Origin of the sequence: Achromobacter sp. GbtcB20 (genome assembly GCF_019091095.1) — a bacterium.
GTDB lineage: Bacteria > Pseudomonadota > Gammaproteobacteria > Burkholderiales > Burkholderiaceae_B > Achromobacter > Achromobacter mucicolens.
Map to the genome: position 1 here is coordinate 100384 of NZ_JAGXJZ010000011.1, position 15353 is coordinate 115736.

A 15353-nucleotide genomic window follows, 5' to 3' on the forward strand; every position below is an offset into this window, starting at 1 on the left:
TCAGACGACTTTGGCGCCGACACCTGACGGCCCGCGCATGGAGGTATTGAATATGCTCGGCACCGCAAGACGATTGACCGATGTGCTCGCCACATCGCCGGATGGCACGTTGTATCGCATCGAACGTTTCGTTTCCGATCCCGATGCGTATTCCGCGCTGGGCACGCCACGCTTTGACCCAAAGACGCATTGCGTCTGCCGCACCAGCTCCGGTGAAAAGGTCGCGTGGCTGGGCGGCCAGACCTATCAGCTTCTCAAAAGCGGCACATCCCTGACGGCGGTGGACCGACGACGCGCCTGATGCCCTGCCGCTACCGCGCAAACCGCGTCACCACAAAATCCACGAAGGTCGTGAGTTTGGGCGGCGCCTGGCGATCCTTCGCATACAGCAGCGTGATGGGCCGGGCGACCGGCCAATAAGGCTGCAGAATCGGCACCAGGCGGCCGGCGCGCACGTCGTCAGTCAGCAGCAGTTCGGGCTGCAACACGATGCCAAAGCCGGCCAGCGCCGCCTGCCGCAGCGCCTGCCCATTGTTCGACACGAACCGCCCCGTGGGATACCCCATTTCCCCGCCCTCATCCGTGCCCAGCCGCCAGCCCGTGCGCCGGCTCCAATGCGAAAAATCCAGGCACTGATGCCGGGCCAGATCGCCAGGCGTGGCGGGCGTGCCGTAGCGGGCCAGATACGCCGGCGCGGCGCAGACGATCATCTGATAAAGCCCTATGCGCCGCGCCACCAGACCCGAATCCGCGGGCTCGCCAATGCGCAGCGCCACGTCAAAGCGCGACGCCACCACGTCTTCCACGCTATCGCTCAATGACAGTTCCACGCTCACGTCCGGATAGATCGACAGGTAATCGGCGATCACCGGCGCCAGCGCGAATGACCCGAACGACACCGACGATGTGATGCGCAGATGGCCGCGCGGGGCCGATCGCAGCGCCTCGGCGCCCTGCTCCGCATCGCGAATGTCCGCCAGGATGGCCTTGCAGCGCGCAAAGTAGGCCTGGCCTGCCTCGGTCAGGCTCTGGCGGCGCGTCGTGCGGTTCATCAGCCGCAGTCCCAGCCGGTCTTCCAGCCCCTTGACGTGCTTGGCGGCCATCGCGGGCGACATGTCCAGCTGCGCCGCGGCGGCCGTCAGGCTGCCCAGCTCGACCACCGCCACGAAGACTTCCATGCTAAGCAGGCGATCCATGGATTCCGTACCCTGAGTGTTGACTGATCCGACAATTCTAGGATTTTTCTTGCGGAATGCGACGCGCAGAATGCATTCATGCGCTGGCGGACCCGCCGGCGCCACCCCAACGGCATTCCACGGAGAACTCCATGAAGATCATCCTCATTGGCGCAAATGGCACGCTCGGCAGCGCGGTCGCCCGCGAACTCGGCCAACGTCACGACATCATCGCGGTGGGCAAGCGCCGCGGCCAATATCAGGTCGACATGACCCGCAGCGACAGCATTCGCGACCTCTTCGAACGGGTTGGCAAGGTCGACGCCATCGTGTCCGCCGCTGGCAGCCTGCACTTCGGCCCGTTGGCCGACATGACGGCGGAACAGTTCAAGATTGGCCTGCATGACAAATTGCTGGGACAGGTCGACTTGGCCCTCATCGGCCAGCACTACGTCAACGCGGGCGGCTCGATCACCCTGACCAGCGGCATCCTGAGCGACGAGCCCATCCGCTATGGCGCCAACGCCGCCGCCGTGAACAGCGCCATCGATGGCTTCGTGCGCGGCGCGGCAGTCGAAATGCAAGGGATCCGCATCAACGCCGTCAGCCCTACCGTGCTGCAGGAGTCGCTGGACAGCTACGGCCCCTACTTCCAGGGCTTCGAGGCGGCCCCGGCCAGCCGCGTGGCGCTGGCCTTCAGCCGCAGCGTCGAAGGCGCGCAGACGGGGCGCGTGTACCGCGTGTGGTGAGCCGCGCCAGTGATCCGCGCCACGAAAAAAAAGCGGCTTGATGAATTCATCAAGCCGCTTTTCGCGTCCGCATTGCTGCGGTTTTCCTGCGGAAACCACGCTGTGCAGCATGATCTCGAATAAGTTGGCGCGCCCGGCAGGATTCGAACCTACGACCCCCTGGTTCGTAGCCAGGTACTCTATCCAGCTGAGCTACGGGCGCCCCGAAAGAGGCGTGTTTATAACACGAAAGAATCACACCATGCAAATCGACCCCGTTTAAACCGGGACTCGGCACACGTGGCGACCCCGCATTTGCGCGATGTCAATGAATCGCAGGCCCCGGCAGCAGTACGCTGAGTTCAACAAGAACATCAGGCAGACAGCATGGCCAAGAAGTTTCCCCTCCACCCCAAGCACCCCGAACGCATCTGCTGGGGCTGCGACCGCTACTGTTCCACCGACTCCATGGCCTGCGGCAACGGCTCTGGCCGCACCATGCACCCGGCGGAATCGCTGGGCGAAGATTGGTATCTGTTCGGAGATTGGGGCTTCGACGACGCGGACGAAAAATCGAAGGATGCAGAGAAAGAAAACGCGGAAGAAAGCGCCGCGCATTGATCGGCATTGATCGGGCAGGAAGCCCGGCACTGCCGCCCTGCACGTTTGCGATGTTGCCGTGCGGGGCAAGTAGCAAGCACAAGCATTATCGGCAACCGGCACTACCGACCCACGCATAAAAAACCGCGCACCAAAACAAAAAGGCCTTCGATGCAAGATCAAAGGCCTTTCCATTTTGTTTACTGCACTTTCTTTACTGCTATTTTCTTTGCCGCATTCACATCGCGATGTTTAAACCGTGATGGTTTGGCGCGCCCGGCAGGATTCGAACCTACGACCCCCTGGTTCGTAGCCAGGTACTCTATCCAGCTGAGCTACGGGCGCTCCGGCAAAGAGGCAAAATTATATCAGAATAATCGTGCCATGTTTGTAGTGACGCATAACTTCTCTTCACTACAGACCCTGCTTTTTCATCGGTCTCGCAGACATTGCGCATAGCGCAAACAATCGCGAAATAACTTGGCGCGCCCGGCAGGATTCGAACCTACGACCCCCTGGTTCGTAGCCAGGTACTCTATCCAGCTGAGCTACGGGCGCTTGAAAAAGCAAGCCTTGAATAATAGCGTTGTTTCGAAGGTTGCGCAAGTCGGATGGCACGCTGGCCTGTCTATCCCGAGTCCGCTTGTCTGTGCACCTTCAGTTGCCCTCCAACCCATCGCCCACGCACCGCGTGCGAAAATCTTCCGATTCTTCCACCGAGGCGGTCTTCGTGAAACACCTGCTTGTCAGCCTGGAAAGGCTGCATGATTTCGACGAAATCATCGATGTGCGCACGCCGCTTGAATACGCCGACGACCACATTCCTGGCGCCTGCAACGCACCGGTGCTGAACAACGAAGAACGCGCGCTGATCGGCACGATGTACAAGCAGGTTTCGCCGTTCGAAGCCTCCCGCGCAGGCGCGGCCCTCGTCGCGCGCAACATCGCCCGCCATCTGGAGACCACCTTCGCGGACCGCCCGCAAGGATGGCGTCCGCTCGTGTATTGCTGGCGCGGCGGCAAGCGTTCGGGATCGATGACGCTGATGTTCAATATGATCGGCTGGCGCGCCCGGCAACTGGACGGCGGCTACAAGACCTACCGCCGCGCCACGCTGGACGACCTGCAAACGCTGCCGCAACCACTGCGCCTTGTCGTGCTGACCGGCCCCACCGGCAGCGGCAAGACGCGGCTATTGCACGCCTTGCGCGAAGCAGGCGCGCAGACCTTGGATCTGGAAGCGCTTGCCTCGCACCGCGGCTCGCTGCTGGGCGCATGGCCGCACGCTGAGCAGCCCACGCAAAAGCGCTTCGACACGCTGCTTGCGGTGCGACTGCGCGAACTCGATGCCAGCCAGCCGGTGTTCATCGAAGCCGAAAGCCGCAAGATCGGCGCGGTGGAAATTCCCGCATCGCTGCTGCGTGCCATGCATCACGGCCAATGCATTGACGTACGCGCCAGCCGCGAAGACCGCGCGCGCTTCCTGCAACAGGATTATGCGCAGCTCTTTGACACGCCGGATTGGCTCAAGGCGCAATTGCAGCGCATGGTCGGACTGCACAGCCGCGACACCATCAAGGGCTGGATGACATTGGTGGACGAAGGCCGCCGCGAAGACCTCGCGCGCGAACTCATCGACCGCCACTACGACCCGGCATACGCGCGCAGCTCGCAGTCGCACTTCGTGAATCTGCCACGGGCCCAGCGGCTGGATTTCCGGCCAAATGACGCCGATGTGATCGAGCAGGCACAAACGCTGATCGACCGGCTGGGGTGAATCGCAGCGCGCCTTGCTTCAAGTCGGCACAACTGCGGCCCGCAGTGGACCGCAGTGGACCGCACAAAACAAAAAACCCGCAGAGCAATAAGCTATGCGGGTCTTGAGGCAACCTTGTGTCACTGGTGCAAGTGTCTTTGGCGGAGACGGTGGGATTCGAACCCACGATGCAGTTTTTAGCCACATACTCCCTTAGCAGGGGAGCCCCTTCAGCCTCTCGGGCACGTCTCCGAAAAGAGAACGAGATTCTAGCACGATTTTTTTGGCTCTCGCCCGCGTTTCAGGCATTCACGCAAAAAAATCGTGCCGGACCTGATTCGTCAGACCTTGGTGGCGGGCGCCTGGTCCAGACCGAAGGCCTTGTGCAGCGCGCGCACGCCCAGTTCCATGTACTTGTCGTCGATGATGACCGAGGTCTTGATTTCGCTCGTGCTGATCATCTGGATGTTGATGCCCTCTTGCGAGAGCGTCTGGAACATCAGGCTGGCAACGCCGACGTGCGAGCGCATGCCGATGCCGACGATGGAGACCTTGGCGACCTTTTCGTCGGTGGACAGTTCACGCGCGCCCACGGCGGGGATGACTTCGCGCTTGAGCAGGTCCACGGCGCGCGCAAACTCGTTGCGGTTCACGGTGAACGAGAAGTCGGTCGTGCCGGCCACGGACTGGTTCTGCACGATCATGTCGACGTCGATGTTGGCGGCGGCGACGGGGCCCAGGATGGAGAATGCGATGCCGGGTTTGTCGGGAACGCCCAGCAGGGTGATTTTGGCTTCGTCGCGGCTGAAGGCGATGCCGGAGACAACGGCGGCTTCCATTTTTTCGTCTTCCTCAAAAGTAATCAGCGTGCCCGAGACCATTTCTTCCTCGAGCGGGATAAGGGGGTCGGTCAGCGAGGACAGGACCCGGACCGGAACACGATACTTGCCGGCGAATTCGACCGAGCGGATCTGCAGGACCTTGGAGCCCAGCGAAGCCATTTCCAGCATTTCCTCGAAGGAAACGACGGCCATGCGGCGCGCTTCGGGCACCACGCGCGGATCGGTCGTGTAGACGCCGTCCACGTCGGTGTAGATCAGGCATTCGTCGGCCTTGATGGCAGCCGCCACGGCCACGGCCGAGGTGTCGGAGCCGCCGCGGCCCAGCGTGGTGATGTGGCCGTCGGGGTCGATGCCCTGAAAGCCCGTCACGATGACCACGCGGCCGGCGTCCAGGTCGGCGCGCACGCGGGCGTCGTCGATGGACGTGATGCGGGCTTTCGTGAACGACGAATCGGTGCGCACGGGCACTTGCCAACCGGCATAGCTGCGCGCGGGCACGCCTTCGGCCTGCAACGCAATGGCCAGAAGGCCGCTGCTGGCTTGCTCGCCGGTGGCGGCAATCATGTCGAGCTCGCGGCCGTCGGGCTGGGGCGAAATCTCGCGCGCCAGACCCAGCAGACGATTGGTCTCGCCCGCCATGGCGGACGGGACAACAACAACTTGGTGGCCGGCGGCGTGCCACTTTGCGACGCGACGCGCCACGTTTCTGATGCGCTCGACCGAGCCCATCGAAGTACCGCCATATTTGTGAACGATCAGGGACATCTCGTACTCTGGCTGGACACCCGCCGCAAGTGTTGACGGGCAAAACCATATATTCTAGCGCGACGGTAAAAATTTGCGCAGATTGCGCAAATTTATGTCCATTCCGCGCGCAAAATCGCTGGCAGGCACGTTAAAACCGGCGATACCGCATCGCCGCGCCCCGATTACGAATCCGAACCGTCCCGGGGCTCGACCCACACGCGGCCGCGATGGCACCGGACCACATGGCCGGCCTGCTCCACCCGCAACTGGCGGTCGTGGCCCAGGCTGTGCAGCCCCCGCAACTGCCGCAACAGATCGGCCATGCGCGCATCGGTCGGCATGCGGGCGCCGTTGCGCGCCAGCCAATGGCGCAGCACGTGCGCCTGCCGGGCGGGCGACAGACCGCGCCATGCCTGTAGCGAAAAGCTCACGCCATCAGGGCTGGGGTCCAGCCGCGCAAAATCCTCGGCCGCGACTTCGTCCAGGATCTCGGCCGCCTCGGCCATGTGCCGCGCATGGCGCGCGACGATGGCGCGCCAGCCGGGCCAGCGCGCATCCAGCACGGGCGCCAGCAATTCGCGCAGCGCGGCGCGGGTGTAGCGCGGATCGGCGTTGGTGGGGTCCTGCACGGCGCGCCAGCCGATGGCGGCTTCGAGGTCGTTCGCCGCGCCCAGGATCTCGCTGCGATCCCGCTCCAGCCACGGCCGTAAATAAGTCACGCCATCGCGCTGCGCTACCGGCGCCATGGCGGCCATGCCGGCCAGTCCGGTGCCGCGCAGCAGGCGAAGCAGCACGGTTTCAGCCTGGTCGTTGCGGTGGTGGGCAAGGAGGATGTGATGGACTTCGTGCTGACGCGCCAACCCGGCCAGTGCGGCATAGCGCGCGTCGCGTGCGGCGGCTTCGATGCCCTTGCCGGCGGCCGGCTCCACCTGGACGCGCGCTTCATGCAGCGGCAGCGCAAGCCGTGCGGCCAGGTCCTGGCCATGCCGCGCCCATGCGTCCGCCTGCGCCTGCAGGCCGTGATGCACATGGAATAGCAGCACCTCGATGCCAAGCGCCGGCGCAACCGCGGCTGCATGCACGGCAAGCATGGCCGAGTCCGCCCCGCCGCTGAAGGCGACGGCGATGCGGCGCGGACGCTCGGGCAATGCCGTGAGCGCCTGACGCAACGCCGCGGCAAGCGCGGCGCAAAGAGGCAAGGAGAAGCTGCCGCCCGCGTCGGCCCGAGGGGAGATGCCGGGCGGCGGGACGTCGGTCATGGCAGAGGGCGCGGGGGCCGCGGCGCCGGCACTGGGGGGCCGGCGCCCTGCCCGCTTTACGCGCGCACTTCCTGGAAGGCGCCGTACGAGAGCACGCGCTGCACGCGCTGCTCGACGAGCTGTTCGGGCGTCAGGCCCTGAAGCTGGCGCAGGGCGTCGCCGAGCGCGCGGCGCAAGAGGCGCGCCATGACGCGGGGGTCGCGGTGGGCGCCGCCCACGGGTTCGTTGACGACGCGATCCACCAGGCCCAGGTCCTTGAGGCGCGGTGCGATGATGGCCAGCGCATCGGCGGCCTCGGGGGCCTTGTCGGCGCTACGCCAGAGGATCGAGGCGCAGCCTTCGGGCGAAATCACGGCATAGGTGGCGTATTGCAGCATCAGCACGGCATTGCCCACGGCAATGGCCAGCGCGCCGCCCGAACCGCCTTCGCCGATGATCGTGCAGATCACCGGCACCTTGAGTTCAGCCATGGCGTACAGGTTGTGGCCGATGGCTTCGGACTGGCCGCGCTCTTCGGCGCCGATGCCGGGGTAGGCGCCGGGGGTGTCCACGAACGTGAAGACGGGAATGCCGAATTTTTCGGCCAGGCGCATCAGGCGCAGGGCTTTGCGATAGCCCTCGGGACGCGGCATGCCGAAGTTGCGCGCGGCGCGCTCTTTGGTGTCGCGGCCCTTCTGGTGGCCGATGACCATGCAAGGCGTGCCGTTAAAGCGCGCCAGGCCGCCCACGATGGACTGGTCGTCGGCATACATGCGATCGCCATGCAGTTCATGGAAGTCGGTGAACATTTCGCGCACGTAGTCCAGCGTGTAGGGACGCTGGGGGTGGCGCGCGACCAGCGCCGTCTGCCAGGGCGTGAGCTTGGCGTAGATCTCCTTGGCGAGCGTCTGGCTCTTCTGCTGCAGACGTCCGATTTCATCGGAGATGTCTACCGCCGAATCGGCCTGCACATAGCGCAGCTGCTCGATCTTGTTCTCAAGCTCGGCGAGCGGCTGTTCAAATTCCAGAAATGTATTGCGCATGTAGTGTGGTTCCGTAGATGGGCTGCCTGGTTTGCGTCAGTATTGGACCGGCGTCGGTTCCAGACTGCGCCACAGATACCAGGTTGCCACGGTACGCCAGGGTTGCCACGCCAACGAGACTTCGCGAGCCTCGAAGCGAGAGACAGGCTCGCCGCTGAAATAGTGTAGCGAGATTGCCTTGAGCAACCCAGGATCATCCAGCGGCAGGACATCAGGCCGCTGTAGATTGAAAATCAAAAACATCTCCGCCGTCCAGCGTCCAATGCCGCGGATGGCGACCAGTTCAGAAATGACGGCCTCGTCGTCCATGGCCGCCCATTTCTCGGGATGGACCCGGCGTTCGCCGAAATGCACGGCCAGGTCGAGCACGTATTCGGCCTTGCGTTGGGACAGTCCGGCCTTGCGCAGGCCGTCCACGCCCACGCGCAGCACGGCGACGGGCGTGGGGCGCTTGCCCACGGCGTCGATGAACTTGGTCCAGACGGCATCGGCCGCCTTGGGGGAAATCTGCTGCCCGATGATCGCCCGCGCCAGCGTGATGAACGGCGTGCCCCGCGAGGTCAGCCAGACCTCGGGGTGCTGAGGGATGATCTTTTTCAGGATGCGGTCGCGGCGCATCAAGTGCGCGACGGCGGCTTCCCAATATTCAGGCTTGGGAATGTCGAGATCTGCGGTGGACATGGCCGGCGTATCCTGCTTGGTCACGCGCGGCGCCATTGCGTGAGGCCACCCGGTTTGTCGTCCAGCTCGATGCCGGCATCGCGCAGTTCAGCGCGGATGCGGTCGGCCTCGGCAAAGTTGCGGGCGGCCTTGGCGGCCGCGCGCGCGTCGATCAGGGCCTGGATGGCGTCGGCGTCGAGCGTGCTGCGCGCGCCCTGCTCCATGGCGGCCGCCGAGTAGCGGGTGGCGGACTGGAAGTAGGCGGCCGGGGCTTGCTGCAGCAGCCCCAGCAGCGAGGCAAGCGCCTTCATCTGCCCGGCGCTGCGCGCGCTCTTGGTACGGTTGGCCTCGGAGGCCAGTTCGAATAGCGCAGCCACGGCGCCCGAGCTGTTGAAGTCGTCGTCCATGGCCGCCTTGAAGGCTTGCGCCTGCGGCTCGTTCCAGTCGATGCCCTGGTCGTCGGCCGGCACGTTCTGCAAGGCCTGGTACAGGCGATCCAGCGCGTTCTGCGCGTCGACGAGGTTATCCGGCGTGTAGTTCTGCGGGCTGCGGTAGTGGTTGCGCACGATGAAAAAGCGCACCATTTCGGCTTCGCGCGGGTTCACCGCGTAATCGGACTGGTCGGCTGCCGGATCGCTTTGGGCAATGGTCTGGCGGATGGTCCGGAAGTTGCCGAGCGACTTGGACATCTTGTCCGAATCGACCATGAGCGGGCCGCAGTGCATCCAGATGTTGGCCAGCGTGCCGCCGAACGCGCCTTCGGTCTGCGCGATCTCGTTTTCATGGTGCGGGAATTTCAGGTCCGGACCGCCGCCGTGGATATCCAGGGGCAGGCCCAGCAGCGACTTGCTCATGGCCGAGCACTCGATGTGCCAGCCCGGCCGGCCCAGGCCGTAGGGCGATTCCCATTTGGTGTCGGCCGGTTCCTCGGCCTTGGCGGACTTCCAGAGGACGAAATCCAACGGGTCGCGCTTACCGGAGCCGACGGCCACGCGCTCGCCGGCGCGCAGGTCATCCAGCGTCTTGCCGGACAGCTTGCCGTAGCCGGCAAACCCGCGCACGGCGTAGTTCACATCGCCGTCTTCGGCTTGATAGGCCAGGCCGTTTTGTTCGAGCTTGCCGATGATGTCGAGCATCTCGCCCACGTATTGCGTGGCGCGCGGCTCGCGGTCGGGGGATTCGACGCCCAGCGCGCGCTCGTCGGCGTGCATCGCGTCGATATAGAACTCGGTGACTTCGCCAATGCGGCGGCCGGTCTCGACCGCGCGGCGGATGATCTTGTCGTCGATGTCCGTGATGTTGCGCACGTAGTCGACAGCCAGGCCGCTGGCGCGCAGCCAGCGCTGCACGACGTCGAACGACACCAGCATGCGAGCGTGGCCCAGATGGCAGAAGTCGTAGACGGTCATGCCACACACGTACATGCGCACCTGGCCGGCCTGGGCCGGTTTGAACGGTTCTTTGGTACGCGATAACGTGTTGTAGATTTGCAGCATGGCGCGATAGGCTTCGATTAGTGTTCCGTGGCGGTTCGGAAAATTGCAATCGGCGGAAGATCCGCCGACGCGTGCCGCCCCATTTACAGTGCCGACCCGTTTGCAGGGGGCTTCCCTTGTTCAGGGTCGTCCCATTGCACTTTGTTCAGGGTCGTCCCATTGCACTTCGGCAGGCGGGTTCGCGTAAAAAGAATGACTTCGCGACCTGCTTTCCCTTCCTGCCCTGAACGCGATGGTCGAGCCAAAACCCAACCGGGGCTAAAATGGTGGTCGTCAAGTATAGCAAGCGGCCCGGTCGAGCGCGTAAGCGCCGGCCGGCCAAGACTTTTAACGGAACCCACACGTGACTATCAAGCCGCGTTTTTGCGTTGCCCTGCTCGCCCTGGCCCTGGCCAGCTCGCCCGCGGGCGTCGCCATCGCCCAGTCGATGAGCGGTGGCGCGGGCGAAAACCCCAACGCCACTCGCACCACCCTGGACCCCATCCCGCCCGAAGGCGGCTGGGACGCCCTGGCCAAGCTGCTGGAGGCCGCCAAGCCCAGCGTGGATACGCGCCTGACCCCGTCCGCCTCCCAGATCACGACGCACATCGAGCTTCTCTTGAACCGCGGCGATAACGAGAAGGCGCTGGCGATGATCGAAAAGCGCGAGGCCGAGATCAAGGACCAGCGCGGCACCGATGTCCAGCTCATGTTCCAGCATGCGCGCGCCCTGGCGGCGCTCAAGCGCACGAACGAAGCCATCGACATCTACAACGACATGACGACGCGGTTCCCCGAATTGCCGGAACCCTGGAACAACCTGGCGGCTCTATATGCAAGCCGCGGTGAACTCGACCGGGCGCAGGATGCCTTGCAGATGGCCCTGCGCGCCGACCCGAACTACGCGGCAGCCCGCGCCAACCTGGGCGACCTGCAGTTGCTGCAGGCCCTGCGCACCTACAAGGAAGCCGCCGGCGACGGCGTGCCCGGCATGCGCGAAAAGGTCCGCGAAGTTGAAACAATGTTGAAGGATAAACAAGGCAAATGATGTCCCGTTACTCCCCTCTACACCTGCTGCGCCTGACGGCGTGCTCGTTCGCGCTGGCTGCATTCGCACCGGCGCTGGTCAGCGCCGCCCCGGCAGCCTCTTCTTCCCCCTCCACCTCCGAAGGCACCAAAACCATGAGCACCAATCCCCGCGTCAAGCTTCAAACGAACCAAGGCGACATGGTCATCACCCTGGACGCCGCCAAGGCGCCCAAGTCCGTCGAAAACTTCCTGACCTACGTCAAGGAAGGCTTCTACAACGGCACGGTGTTCCATCGCGTGATCGACGGCTTCATGATCCAGGGCGGCGGCTTCGAGCCCGGCATGAAGCAAAAGCAAACCCACGCCCCGATCGAAAACGAGGCCAACAACGGCCTGAAGAACGACAAGTACACCCTGGCCATGGCCCGCACCAGCGACCCGCACTCGGCCACCGCCCAGTTCTTCATCAACGTGTCCAACAACGACTTCCTGAACTTCACGTCGCCCACGCCGAACGGCTGGGGCTATGCCGTGTTCGGCGCCGTCACCGAAGGCCAGGACGTGGTCGACAAGATCAAGGGCGTGAAGACCGGCAACAAGGGCTTCCACCAGAACGTGCCGAACGAAGACGTCATCATCGAGAAGGCCGAAGTTCTTGAATAAGATCACGCTGCCCGGCCCGGTCTGGCTGGCATCGGACCTGCACCTGGGGCCGGCCACGCCGGCCACCTCGGAGGCCTTCCTGGCCTTTCTGCAGGTTGCGCAAGAAGAGGCGGCAGCCCTGCTGCTGCCCGGCGACATCTTCGACGCCTGGATCGGCGACGACGTGATCCGCGCCGCCCCGCCGTGGCTTGCCACGGTGCTGGCGGCGTTGAAGACCACGGCAGCCCGCATCCCGGTCTGGCTGGGACGCGGCAACCGCGATTTCCTCATCGGCGAGGAACTGGCAAAGGCCGTAGGCGCGCAACTGCTGCCCGAGCCGGCGCTGCTGGAAACCGATTTCGGCTCGATCCTGCTGACGCACGGCGACGAATTCTGTACGGACGACGCCGCCTATCAGCAATTCCGCCAGATGGTCCGCAATCCGCAATGGCAGGCCGAATTTTTGGCCAAGACCATCCCCGAGCGGCTGGCCATGGCGCAGCAGGCGCGCGGCGAAAGCCAGGCGGCCAACCAGACGAAGTCCATGGAGATCATGGACGTCAACGCGGGCGCCATCGAATCGATCTTCCGCGAATCGGGCGTGCGCGTGCTGGTGCATGGCCACACGCATCGCCCCGCGCGCCACGTGCTGGAGGTCGACGGCGAAAAACGCGAACGCTGGGTGCTGCCCGACTGGGACTGCGACCACGTGTCGCCCCCGCGCGGCGGCTGGCTGGTCATCGACCGAGACGGATTGCAGTTCTATGATCTGGAAACAGAAGCGTAGCCGCTGCCGTACCGCGCAAGTCAAACACAAGGGCCGCTTGAAAAAGCGGCCCTTGTGTATTCTGCGCCCCGCCGTGGCGGGGAAGGCATCAACGTGTGAAGATCCAGGCGGCCACGACGCCGCCGAAGATGATCCGGTACCAGGCGAAGACGCGGTACGTGTGGTTGGCCACGAACCGCAACACGGCGCGCACCACCACCATCGCGCTCAGGAATGCGGCGACGAAGCCCACGGCGATGCCGGACAGGTCGTGCTGGGTCAGCAGGCCGAAGTTCTTGTACATGTCGTAGGCCGCCGCGCCCAGCATGGTCGGCATGGCCAGGAAGAACGAGAACTCGGTGGCCGTCTTGCGCTGGATGCCCGCGATCATGCCGCCGATGATGGTGGCGCCCGAGCGCGAGGTGCCGGGAATCATGGCGAAGCACTGGGCCACGCCCACGCCCAGCGCCTGCTTCCAGGTGATCTGCTCCAGCGTGTGGGCCGATGCGCGTTCGTCGGACGCGGTGTCGTCCGCCGCGCCCGGCGCGTCGCCCGGCGTATGGCGCGTGCGGCGTTCGACGTACAGCATGATCAGCCCGCCCAGCACGAGCGTCACCACCACCACTGCCGGGTGGTAGAACACCGATTTGATGGTCTTGATGAAGATCGCGCCGATCACCGCAGCGGGCAGGAAGGCCAGGATCAGGTTGCGGGTGAAGGCCACCTCGCTGGGCACGCCGGTCAGCGTGCCGCGAATGAGCTGGAGCAGTCGGGCCCGGAAGACCCACATCACGGCAAGGATGGATCCCAGCTGGATGACCACCTCGAACACCTTGCCGTCGCCCGAATCGAAATTCAGCCAGTCGCCGACCAGGATGAGGTGGCCCGTGCTGGACACGGGAATGAATTCCGTCAGGCCTTCCAGGATGCCCAGGATGAATGCTTTGATCAGATAGAGCGTGTTCTCGGTCACGGGCTGGGGTCTCTTTCTGTTAGTCGTTGGCTAGGGAGGATTCGTCAGGGAAATGCTCTTGCGGGCGCTTTTCGACGCGCACGAGCGCGATGCGGCGGCCGTCCATTTCCAGGACTTCGAAACGGAAATGCTGGTGGTGGATCTGGTATTCGCAGACGTCGCCCGGCTTGGGCAGATGTCCGAAGCGCGAGAGCAGGTAGCCCGCAAGCGTGGAGAAGTCCTGGGCGTCGTCGACCAGGCCTTCGGTTTCCAGCACCTGTTCGACGTGGTGCAGGTCGGCCGCCCCATCGATCTTCCAGGTGTTTTCGCCATCCGCCACGATGTCGGGCAGTTCGTCCTCGTCGGGGAATTCGCCGGCAATGGCCTCGAAGACGTCGATGGGCGTCACCAAGCCTTCGATGGCGCCGAATTCGTCGGCCACCAGCACGAGCTGGCCGCGCGAGCGCTTGAGGGTGTCCATGAGACGCAGGATGCCGATCGACTCGTGCACGATGATGGGATCGCGCAGGCGGTTGCGGCGCACCCTGCCCTCGGTGATCAGGTCGGCGATCAGGTCCTTGGCGCGGCCGATGCCCAGCACTTCGTCGAACGAGCCGCGGCACACCGGGAAAAAGCTGTGGGGCGCCTCGGTGAGCTGGCGGCGGATGTTCTCGGGATCGTCGTCGATGTTGATCCAGGACACGTCGGTGCGCGGCGTCATGATGGACCGGATGGAGCGCTCGGCCAGGGTCAGTACCCCGCTGACCATGTTGCGTTCCTCGACCCCGAACGCCTGGACGGACGGGCCGTCGGCGTGCGGCAGATCGGGTTCGTCGCTGGCGGGCGGCCGCTTGCCCAGCATGCGCAGCACGGCCGACGCCGTGCGTTCGCGCATCGGACGGCGCGCATCCAGCTTGAGCAGATTGCGGCGGGCGACCTGGTTCAGCGCCTCGATGGCGACCGAAAAGCCGATGGCCGCGTACAAATACCCCTTGGGCACCTTGAAGCCGAAGGCTTCGGCCAGGAGCGAAAAGCCGATCATCAGCAAAAAGCCCAGGCACAGCACCACCACCGTGGGGTGGGCGTTGACAAAGCGCGTCAGCGGCTTGGACGCGATCAGCATGATGCCGATGGCGATGATGACCGCGATCATCATGATGGCCAGGTGATCCACCATGCCGACGGCGGTAATGACCGAGTCCAGCGAGAACACCGCATCCAGCACCACGATCTGCGTGACGATCACCCAGAAGCTGGCATAGACGCGCGGGCCGGAAGCGCCAGCGTGCCCGCTGCCTTCCAGGCGCTCGTGCAGTTCCATGGTGCCTTTGAACAACAGGAACAGGCCGCCCACCATCAGGATCAGGTCGCGCCCCGAGGGCGACAGGGGACCAATATTGAACAGCGGGGTGGTCAGGGTGACCAGCCAGGACATGACGGACAGCAGGCCCAGGCGCATGATCAGCGCGAGGCTCAGGCCCATGATGCGTGCGCGATCGCGCTGCGCGGGCGGCAGCTTGTCCGCCAGGATGGCGATGAAAATCAGGTTATCAATGCCCAGGACGATCTCTAGGACGACCAGGGTAAGCAAGCCGACCCACGCAGCGGGGTCCAGCAGCCACTCCATCAGGAGCTCCAGAAGTTACACGACCGGTAATCGTACATGGAAAATCCGTGACATGCCGGTGACGTATCCCCTC

15 protein-coding genes and 4 tRNA genes are annotated in these 15353 nt (G+C 64.3%); 7 read left to right on the forward strand and 12 right to left on the reverse strand.

What is annotated here, in order from left to right:
- Positions 1-52: 52 nt before the first annotated feature.
- On the forward strand, positions 53-301 hold the full coding sequence (locus tag KVT32_RS15930) for a hypothetical protein (RefSeq protein ID WP_172802127.1): 249 nt from the start codon (positions 53-55) through the stop codon (positions 299-301).
- Between the two features lie 10 nt (positions 302-311).
- On the opposite strand, the gene KVT32_RS15935 is transcribed toward KVT32_RS15930, so the two are convergent.
- Complete coding sequence (locus KVT32_RS15935; protein ID WP_062839204.1) at positions 312-1196, reverse strand: LysR family transcriptional regulator; 885 nt, start codon at positions 1194-1196, stop codon at positions 312-314.
- A gap of 131 nt (positions 1197-1327) precedes the next feature.
- Here KVT32_RS15935 and KVT32_RS15940 point away from each other — a divergent pair, with 131 nt between their 5' ends.
- On the forward strand, positions 1328-1924 hold the full coding sequence (locus KVT32_RS15940; RefSeq protein ID WP_217618494.1) for a short chain dehydrogenase: 597 nt from the start codon (positions 1328-1330) through the stop codon (positions 1922-1924).
- A gap of 125 nt (positions 1925-2049) precedes the next feature.
- Here the strand turns inward: KVT32_RS15940 and KVT32_RS15945 are convergent.
- Positions 2050-2126, reverse strand: a tRNA-Arg gene (locus KVT32_RS15945).
- Positions 2127-2290: 164 nt separating this feature from the next.
- Between KVT32_RS15945 and KVT32_RS15950 the strand changes: the two genes are divergently transcribed.
- Positions 2291-2524 (forward strand): DUF3079 domain-containing protein, encoded by a 234-nt coding sequence (locus KVT32_RS15950; RefSeq protein WP_217618495.1) that lies wholly within the window; start codon positions 2291-2293, stop codon positions 2522-2524.
- A 247-nt stretch (positions 2525-2771) separates the two neighbouring features.
- Here KVT32_RS15950 and KVT32_RS15955 read toward each other — a convergent pair.
- Positions 2772-2848: transfer RNA gene (locus tag KVT32_RS15955), tRNA-Arg, on the reverse strand.
- 136 nt (positions 2849-2984) lie between these two features.
- A tRNA-Arg gene (locus tag KVT32_RS15960) sits at positions 2985-3061 on the reverse strand.
- Between the two features lie 172 nt (positions 3062-3233).
- Here KVT32_RS15960 and mnmH point away from each other — a divergent pair.
- Complete coding sequence (gene mnmH, locus KVT32_RS15965) at positions 3234-4280, forward strand: tRNA 2-selenouridine(34) synthase MnmH (protein WP_180098268.1); 1047 nt, start codon at positions 3234-3236, stop codon at positions 4278-4280.
- A 138-nt stretch (positions 4281-4418) separates the two neighbouring features.
- On the opposite strand, the gene KVT32_RS15970 is transcribed toward mnmH, so the two are convergent.
- The 6 genes from KVT32_RS15970 to cysS all read right to left on the reverse strand — a co-directional run bounded on the left by KVT32_RS15970 (position 4419) and on the right by cysS (position 10285).
- A tRNA-Ser gene (locus tag KVT32_RS15970) sits at positions 4419-4511 on the reverse strand.
- Positions 4512-4600: 89 nt separating this feature from the next.
- Entirely contained in the window at positions 4601-5866 is a 1266-nt protein-coding gene (locus tag KVT32_RS15975) for an aspartate kinase (RefSeq protein ID WP_056323526.1), read from the reverse strand.
- Between the two features lie 164 nt (positions 5867-6030).
- Positions 6031-7017, reverse strand: coding sequence for a tRNA lysidine(34) synthetase TilS (tilS, locus tag KVT32_RS15980; protein ID WP_371825593.1), 987 nt, complete (start codon positions 7015-7017; stop codon positions 6031-6033).
- A gap of 146 nt (positions 7018-7163) precedes the next feature.
- Entirely contained in the window at positions 7164-8129 is a 966-nt protein-coding gene (locus KVT32_RS15985; protein ID WP_056323524.1) for an acetyl-CoA carboxylase carboxyltransferase subunit alpha, read from the reverse strand.
- Between the two features lie 36 nt (positions 8130-8165).
- A complete protein-coding gene (locus tag KVT32_RS15990; protein WP_056324588.1) occupies positions 8166-8810 on the reverse strand; it encodes a DNA-3-methyladenine glycosylase in 645 nt (214 codons plus the stop codon).
- A 20-nt stretch (positions 8811-8830) separates the two neighbouring features.
- Positions 8831-10285 carry a cysteine--tRNA ligase gene (cysS, locus tag KVT32_RS15995; RefSeq protein ID WP_056323521.1) on the reverse strand — a complete coding sequence of 485 codons (1455 nt, stop codon included), beginning with the start codon at positions 10283-10285 and terminating at the stop codon, positions 8831-8833.
- A gap of 343 nt (positions 10286-10628) precedes the next feature.
- On the opposite strand from cysS, the gene KVT32_RS16000 reads away from it, so the two are divergent.
- The 3 genes from KVT32_RS16000 to KVT32_RS16010 all read left to right on the forward strand — a co-directional run bounded on the left by KVT32_RS16000 (position 10629) and on the right by KVT32_RS16010 (position 12722).
- Positions 10629-11312, forward strand: coding sequence for a tetratricopeptide repeat protein (locus tag KVT32_RS16000; protein ID WP_142054351.1), 684 nt, complete (start codon positions 10629-10631; stop codon positions 11310-11312).
- A gap of 134 nt (positions 11313-11446) precedes the next feature.
- On the forward strand, positions 11447-11956 hold the full coding sequence (locus tag KVT32_RS16005; protein WP_056324586.1) for a peptidylprolyl isomerase: 510 nt from the start codon (positions 11447-11449) through the stop codon (positions 11954-11956).
- Positions 11949-12722: a UDP-2,3-diacylglucosamine diphosphatase gene (locus KVT32_RS16010; protein WP_056323515.1), complete on the forward strand. Its 774-nt coding sequence runs from the start codon at positions 11949-11951 to the stop codon at positions 12720-12722. Before KVT32_RS16005 ends, KVT32_RS16010 begins: the two co-directional genes overlap by 8 nt.
- Before the next feature lie 88 nt (positions 12723-12810).
- Here KVT32_RS16010 and KVT32_RS16015 read toward each other — a convergent pair whose 3' ends face one another.
- Together KVT32_RS16015 and KVT32_RS16020 are read right to left on the reverse strand one after the other, a co-directional pair.
- On the reverse strand, positions 12811-13674 hold the full coding sequence (locus KVT32_RS16015) for an undecaprenyl-diphosphate phosphatase (protein WP_056323512.1): 864 nt from the start codon (positions 13672-13674) through the stop codon (positions 12811-12813).
- Between the two features lie 19 nt (positions 13675-13693).
- Complete coding sequence (locus KVT32_RS16020; RefSeq protein WP_062839210.1) at positions 13694-15280, reverse strand: TerC family protein; 1587 nt, start codon at positions 15278-15280, stop codon at positions 13694-13696.
- Between the last annotated feature and the right edge of the window lie 73 nt (positions 15281-15353).